The organism is Nocardia salmonicida NBRC 13393 (genome assembly GCF_001613085.1).
GTDB classification, from domain to species: Bacteria; Actinomycetota; Actinomycetes; order Mycobacteriales; family Mycobacteriaceae; genus Nocardia; species Nocardia salmonicida.
Genome location: NZ_BDBR01000018.1, coordinates 174,125 through 181,038, shown reverse-complemented (window position 1 = coordinate 181,038; position 6,914 = coordinate 174,125). Strand labels below are relative to the sequence as shown.

Sequence of the window (6,914 nt, the reverse complement as noted above, 5' to 3'; positions counted from 1 at the left end):
CCTGCCGCCGCGACCTCCAACGCCCACCGCGCCTCGTCCTGACCGACCACATCACTGAGGTCACCGCACGGCGTCTGCGCTCCCGGCACCACACCGTCGGGTTCGAGTAGCTTGCCCTCCCCGCGCAGCCAAGCCACCACCGCCCGCAGGCTCGTCGCCCCGAGTACCTCGATCCCTTCGACCAACCCCGCTTCCGCCACTGCCTCGGCAGGCACGACAACCGTGGGCAGCCCGGCTGCCCGCGCCGCGATCACCGCGGGCAGCACCCCACGCACCCGACGAACCCGCCCGTCCAGCGCCAACTCCCCCAGCAGCACCGTCTTCACCAGCCGATCACCGGGCACGGCACCGGAGGCATCGAGCACGGAAACGGCCAGTGCGAGGTCGTAAACACTGCCCACCTTCGGCAGCGTCGCGGGCGAGAGCGCCAGGATCACGCGACCGTCCGGCCACTTCTCCCCCGTATTCGCCACCGCCGAACGCACCCGATTGCGTGATTCCTGCAGCGCGGTATCGGGCAGACCGACGAGATTCACCGAGGGCAGACCCTGACCGATATCGGCCTCGATCTCCACCAATTGTCCGTCGACCCCGGTCACCGCCACCGACAACGCCCGCCCGAGTGCCATCAGAAGGCCGCGGTGAGGTGATCGATGACCGGCCCGCGCCCGCGCGCGACCAGCACCGAGACGACGTCGAAGCGAATCCGGCGCCACGGCCCGTCCTGCTCGGCCAGCCACAACAGCGCCAGCCGCCGGATCCGCTGCTGCTTGCTGAAGGTGACCGCCTCGGCGGGAGTACCGAACCCCAGCCCCGACCTCGTCTTCACCTCGACGAAGACGGTGACCGACGGGTCCTGGACGATCAGATCCAGCTCACCGTATCGACACCGCCAATTGCGGGCGACGATCTCCATCCCGGTCTCGCAGAGATAGTTCGCCGCCAGCTTCTCCCCGTATGCGCCGAGCGCCTGTTTGTGTGCCATGAGCGAAAGCATGGCCACAAGCCCTCGCGAGGCTGACCCCGCGAGCTGGGCAAACAGAAAACCTGTGGATAACCGCGCCCCTGTGGACAACTACTCCGGCAGGCGCAGGTCCGGCTTCTCCAGCTCCTCGATGTTCACGTCCTTGAACGTGATCACCCGAACGTGCTTGACGAACCTGGCCGGGCGGTACATATCCCACACCCACGCATCGCTCATCCGCACTTCGAAATACACCTCGCCGTCGGCGTTCTGCGGTCGCAGTTCGACAGAATTGGCCAGGTAGAAGCGCCGTTCGGTCTCCACCACGTACGAGAACTGGCCGACGATGTCCTTGTACTCGCGGTACAACGACAGTTCCATCTCGGTTTCGTACTTCTCGAGGTCCTCAGCACTCATCGGGTGGGACGTCCTCCTGCTAGCAGCGCCGCGTTCATTGCTGACATCATCGCGCATGTGCGGCCCGAGTAGCCACTCGGCTACCTCCGGGCACCTCGAGCTCGCGCACATTCCGCCAGGAACGACGGTGTTCGGTGCTCGGTCCGAGCTGCCGCAGGGCCGCGGTGTGCTCGGGCGTGTTGTAGCCCTTGTGCGCGGCAAAACCGTAGCCGGGCAGCTGTGCGTCGAGCTCGACCATCATCCGGTCCCTGGTCACTTTCGCCAGGATGCTCGCGGCCGCGATGCAGGCCGCGGTGCCGTCACCGCCGATCACCGGTAGCGACGGAGCGGGCAGGCCGGGGACCTTGAATCCGTCGGTCAGGATGTAGCCGGGAGTGCGTTCGAGGCCGACGACGGCTCGGCGCATGCCCTCGATATTGGCCACGTGGATGCCGATCGAGTCGATTTCCCACGCGGGCACCACGACGACGCTCCAGGACAGCGACAATCTCTGAACCACTGGGAACAGCTCCTCACGAGCCGCCTCCGTGAGTTTCTTCGAGTCGTCGAGCCCGGCCAGCTTGTCATAGGCCTTGGGCGCCAGCAGGCACGCGGCGACCACCAACGGGCCCGCGCAGGGTCCGCGCCCCGCCTCGTCGACACCTGCCACCGGCGCGAGGCCACCACGCACGAGCGCCGCCTCTAGCGTGCGTAGTCCGCTCGCCCGGCGCATCACCATTCGCGGCGGCCAACTGGTCCGATCCTGCCCCACAGTTCGATTGTCCCGTCGCGTCAGTTCCGCTGGGCGTCGCGGGTACGCACTCGACCCGCGACGCCCGTCCTCACCGTGTCAGTTCTCTTGTGCGTTCTGGGTCTTGACCGGACCTATTCGGTTCGGCGGCCAGATCTTGAACACCGTCTTACCTCGGACGTTGTCCACCGGCACCGTGCCCTGCAGATCGTCGCTGACGTGGGCGCGCGAATCAGCCGACTCGTTGCGGTTGTCGCCCATCACCCACAGATTGCCCTCCGGCACCTTCACGGGGCCGAACACCCGACCCGCCGGGTACACGGCGTTGGGACGGTCGGTGTACCAGGGGTAATCCTTTTTGATGTACGGCTCGTCGAGCGGTTTGCCGTCGACCATGACGCGGCCTTGCGGATCGCAGCACTGCACGGTCTGCCCGCCGACCGCGATGACCCGCTTGACCAGATCGTTCTCGTCCGGCGGCACCAGCCCGAAGTAAGACAGGAAGTTCTGCAGTCCGCGCACGACGGAGTTATCTGAGCGCACCGACTTGTAGTGCCCGTTCCACGACGGCGGTCCGACGAAGACCACCACCTCGCCCGGCTCGGGTTCGGAGCCGTAGTAGCTGATCTTCTGGACGTAGATGCGATCACCGATCAGCAGCGTGTTCTCCATCGACTGCGAGGGGATCACATACGGCCGACCGACGAAAGTCACCATGAGCGCGGCGATCACAGCCGCGATCACGACCAGTATCGGCAGCTCCTGCCAAAACGGGCGCTGCTTCTTGTCGTCGCGCTTTTTTCTGCGCCGTCCACCTTCGTCACCCGAATCGGACACCGACACCGACCCACTTTCGTCTGCCACGCCGAACAGAGTAGCCCGGCACCCTGACGTGAGTCGGGTACCGGGCTACCTGAAGAATTCTGGTACTGCGAAGTGCTACTGCGAGATCAGCGCTTTTCCTTGATCTTGGCAGCCTTACCGCGCAGATCGCGCAGGTAGTACAGCTTGGCGCGACGCACGTCACCGCGGGTCACGACATCGATGTGGTCGATGTTGGGGCTGTGCACGGGGAAGGTGCGCTCGACACCGACGCCGAAGGACACCTTGCGGACCGTGAAGGTCTCGCCGATGCCGCCGCCATGACGCCGGATCACGACGCCCTTGAAGACCTGGATGCGCTCCTTCGAGCCTTCGATGACCTTCACGTGCACGTTCAGGGTGTCGCCCGGACGGAAGTTGGGGACATCGCTACGCAGCGACTTCTCGTCGACGAAATCAAGGGTGTTCATTTTCCACCTTTTCGGATTCTTTGCGTGAACAGAGGAACCTGGCGGCACTCACGCGCTCGACCGGTTCATGCTCAGAACAGGAGTGCTCTCGGACATGACTCGCCCAAGGCAACCTGCTCATTGTGCCAGACCGGATAGCAGCGATCGAAATCGGGCCTCACTGCTCGTCGGCGTGGTCGGCTCTGTCGGCGTGGTCGGTTCGGCGACGTGGCAGCAGGTGCGGGTGCGGCGCCGGGGCCGACGGCGCCGGGACGACGGTACGCGCCAACTCCACCTCGGCGGCCTTGCGGGCGTGCTCGACGTCGGGCTTGCCAGCGATCAGGTCCTGGATGAAGATCTTCGCGCGGATGACCGGGCGGCGATACCGCCGTTCCCGTTCGATCGCCCGGTTCATGGTCTTGGGCCGGTGCCCGTAGCGCCAACGCGCCCACGGCGCACCCGGCCTGCTCAACCGCACCGCGCCGATCAGCAGCAGCGGGGTGAAGAACATGCCGAACAGCCCGGTCCAGATCTTGCCCTTGCCGATCACCACCCCGGCGAGCAACAGATTCACCGCGATCGTGATAGCCACGCCGACCCGCACCCCGATACCGCTAGATGCCCGGAAGTCGTCGTAGTCCAGAAACGTCGCCGGTTGCACACCGAGCAACAGCAGACCGGTCACCGCGAGCGCGACGAATACGGCGTCCACCGAGGTGCGGCCCTGTTCGGACCAGTAGACGTCACGCAGATAGAAGATCAGCGCGAATTCGTCGAGCACCAGTGCGGCACCGATCCCGAACACGGCGGCCAGCACGCTCGAGGTGACCTGGGTGGAGTCCTCGGCGGTGGCGATCAGCCCGATGCCGGACAGCAGCACGGTGATCACACCGAACACCATGTGATGGATGTGGGTGTCGCCGGCTTTCACATTGCCCGGCCACCAGCGCACCTGCGCCCGGATCATCCGCACGCTGACCCGGATCACCACGAAGCCGAGGATGAACCCCAGCAGGAAACAGAGCAGGGGCAGGCGGCCGTGCGCGATCACCTCGTCCTCGAGCCACCGTCGCATGCCGCCCGCCCTGTCTTCGAGTTCCTACCTACTTGTTGCCGAAGCCTGCCGCGCGCAGCGCGTCGGCCATCGATCCGGTCGGTGCGGCGGCCTGCTTGCGCTGGTTGCCACCGCCGTTGCCCTGCCTGGCCTGTCCCTGATTACGGGCAGGAGCAGGACCACGCCCGCCTTGCTGCCCACGACCCTGACCGCGCGGCGCACCGCCACCACGATTGTCCCCCTGCGCGGGCTTGCCCGGCTCGTCATCGAGACGCAAGGTGAGTCCGATCCGCTGACGCGCGACATCGACCTCGAGGACCTTCACCTTCACCACGTCGCCGGACTTCACCACTTCGCGCGGATCCTTGACGAAGGTGTGCGACAGCGCCGACACGTGCACGAGCCCGTCCTGATGGACGCCGACATCGACGAACGCGCCGAACGCGGCCACATTCGTCACGACGCCTTCGAGCACCATCCCGGGCTTCAGGTCGGCGACTTTCTCGATGCCCGCGGCGAATTCGGCGGTCTTGAATTCCGGACGCGGGTCGAGGCCCGGCTTCTCCAGCTCGGCGATGATGTCGCTGACGGTGGGCACACCGAACTTCTCGTCGGTGAAGTCGCCGGGCTTCAGCGCACGCAGGGTGCTGGTGTTGCCGATGACCTCGGCCATCTCCCGGCCGGTGTGCTCGAGAATGCGGCGCACCACCGGGTAGGCCTCCGGGTGCACGGCGGAGGTGTCCAGCGGGTCGACGCCGCCGCGGATGCGCAGGAAGCCCGCGCACTGTTCGAAAGCCTTCGGCCCCAGGCGCGGAACCTCGAGCAGAGCCTTGCGGCTGTTGAAGGGCCCGTTCTGATCACGGTGGGCCACAATGCTTTCCGCCACCGACGAGGAAACGCCCGACACGCGCGAGAGCAGCGGCACCGAGGCCGTGTTCACGTCGACACCGACCGCGTTCACCGCGTCTTCGACGACCGCGCCCAGCGAGCGCGCCAGCAGCGTCTCGGACACGTCGTGCTGGTACTGGCCGACGCCGATCGACTTGGGATCGATCTTCACCAGTTCGGCGAGCGGGTCCTGCAGACGCCGGGCGATGGAGACCGCGCCGCGCAGCGACACGTCCATGTCGGGCAGTTCGGCCGAGGCGTAGGCCGAGGCGGAGTACACCGAGGCGCCCGCCTCCGACACCACGATCTTGGTCGGCTTGTTCTCCGGGATCCGCGAGATCAGTTCCACCGCAAGCGCATCGGTCTCACGGGAGGCGGTGCCGTTGCCGATCGCGATGAGCTCCACGCCGAAGCGGGCGACGAGCGCGGCCAGCACCGCCAGCGACTTCTCGGTCTGCCCCTGCGGCTTGTGCGGGTAGATGACCTCGGTCGCGACGGCCTTACCGGTGGCGTCGACGACGGCGACCTTCACGCCGGTGCGGTAGCCCGGGTCGAGGCCCATGGTAGTGCGGGTGCCCGCGGGCGCGGCGAGCAGCAGGTCGCGCAGATTGGCGGCGAACACGTCGACCGCGTCCTTCTCCGCCGCCTGACGCAACCGCATCCTGGTGTCGATCCCCAGACTCACCTGCAGTTTGGTGCGCCAGGCCCAGCGGACGGTGTCGAGCAGCCAGGAATCAGCCGGGCGGCCCTTGTCGGCGATGCCGAAGGCGACCGCGATGCGGCCCTCGTAGATCGTGCGCTCGCCGGGCGCGGGCTCGTCGATGTCAGCTTCGAGATGCAGCGTGAGCATCTCCTCCTTCTCCCCGCGCAGCAGCGCCAGGATCCGGTGCGAGGGCAGTTTGTGGAAGGGCTCGCTGAACTCGAAGTAGTCGGAGAACTTGGCCCCGGCCTCCTCTTTGCCCGCCCGCACCGTCGAGGTGACCTGGCCGCGATTCCACATCAGCTCGCGCAGCTCACCGACCAGGTCGGCGTCTTCGGCGAAGCGTTCGACCAGGATCGAGCGGGCACCGTCGAGCTGTTCGGCGGTGTAGGTGGCCGGATCGGTGCTCGGGTCGCCGATCAGCGCGTCGGCCACCGGCTCGTGTCCGGCTTCGCGCGCGATCTGAGCCTTGGTGCGGCGCTTGGGTTTGTAGGGCAGGTAGATGTCTTCCAGACGCGCCTTGGTCTCGGCGAGCATGAGCTGCGAGTGCAAAGCGGGATCGAGTTTGCCCTGGCCGCGAATGGATTCGATGATCGCGCCGCGGCGCTCGTCGAGCTCACGCAGATAGCCGAGTCGTTCCTCGAGCTGGCGCAACTGGGCATCGTCGAGCCCGTCGGTGACCTCCTTGCGGTACCGCGCGATGAACGGAACCGTCGAACCGCCGTCGAGCAGTTCGACGGCGGCGCGGACCTGGGTCTCGCGCACCCCCAGTTCATCGGCGATCCGCCTGCCTACGCTGGCGATGGTGGTCGTGCTGTCGGCGATCTCAGGCGCTGTCGTCACAGCCGCAGAGACTACAGCTCATGACCGACACCCCGCTGGCACCCAGG

The 6,914-nt window shown here is 66.6% G+C and carries 8 protein-coding genes; all 8 read right to left on the bottom strand.

The window, feature by feature from the left end; genetic code table 11:
- Positions 1 to 629 (bottom strand): magnesium chelatase domain-containing protein (locus NS1_RS20750; RefSeq protein ID WP_169812809.1); only part of this gene is annotated, 629 nt, incomplete at its 3' end.
- Positions 629 to 985, bottom strand: a complete 357-nt coding sequence (locus NS1_RS20745) for a YraN family protein (protein ID WP_062986945.1) — start codon at positions 983 to 985, stop codon at positions 629 to 631. The genes NS1_RS20750 and NS1_RS20745, both read right to left, overlap by 1 nt.
- A 90-nt stretch (positions 986 to 1,075) precedes the next feature.
- Positions 1,076 to 1,381 (bottom strand): DUF2469 domain-containing protein, encoded by a 306-nt coding sequence (locus NS1_RS20740; RefSeq protein ID WP_011210678.1) that lies wholly within the window; start codon positions 1,379 to 1,381, stop codon positions 1,076 to 1,078.
- A 46-nt stretch (positions 1,382 to 1,427) separates the two neighbouring features.
- Positions 1,428 to 2,132 carry a ribonuclease HII gene (locus tag NS1_RS20735; protein ID WP_084503872.1) on the bottom strand — a complete coding sequence of 235 codons (705 nt, stop codon included), beginning with the start codon at positions 2,130 to 2,132 and terminating at the stop codon, positions 1,428 to 1,430.
- 78 nt (positions 2,133 to 2,210) lie between these two features.
- The gene (lepB, locus tag NS1_RS20730; RefSeq protein ID WP_373864353.1) at positions 2,211 to 2,975 is read right to left on the bottom strand and encodes a signal peptidase I; all 765 of its coding nucleotides are present in this window, start codon (positions 2,973 to 2,975) and stop codon (positions 2,211 to 2,213) included.
- 86 nt (positions 2,976 to 3,061) lie between these two features.
- Complete coding sequence (gene rplS / locus NS1_RS20725) at positions 3,062 to 3,403, bottom strand: 50S ribosomal protein L19 (protein WP_062986944.1); 342 nt, start codon at positions 3,401 to 3,403, stop codon at positions 3,062 to 3,064.
- 157 nt (positions 3,404 to 3,560) lie between these two features.
- Positions 3,561 to 4,457, bottom strand: a complete 897-nt coding sequence (locus tag NS1_RS20720) for a hypothetical protein (RefSeq protein ID WP_062986943.1) — start codon at positions 4,455 to 4,457, stop codon at positions 3,561 to 3,563.
- A gap of 28 nt (positions 4,458 to 4,485) precedes the next feature.
- Positions 4,486 to 6,867, bottom strand: coding sequence for a Tex family protein (locus NS1_RS20715; RefSeq protein ID WP_084503871.1), 2,382 nt, complete (start codon positions 6,865 to 6,867; stop codon positions 4,486 to 4,488).
- Positions 6,868 to 6,914: the final 47 nt, after the last annotated feature.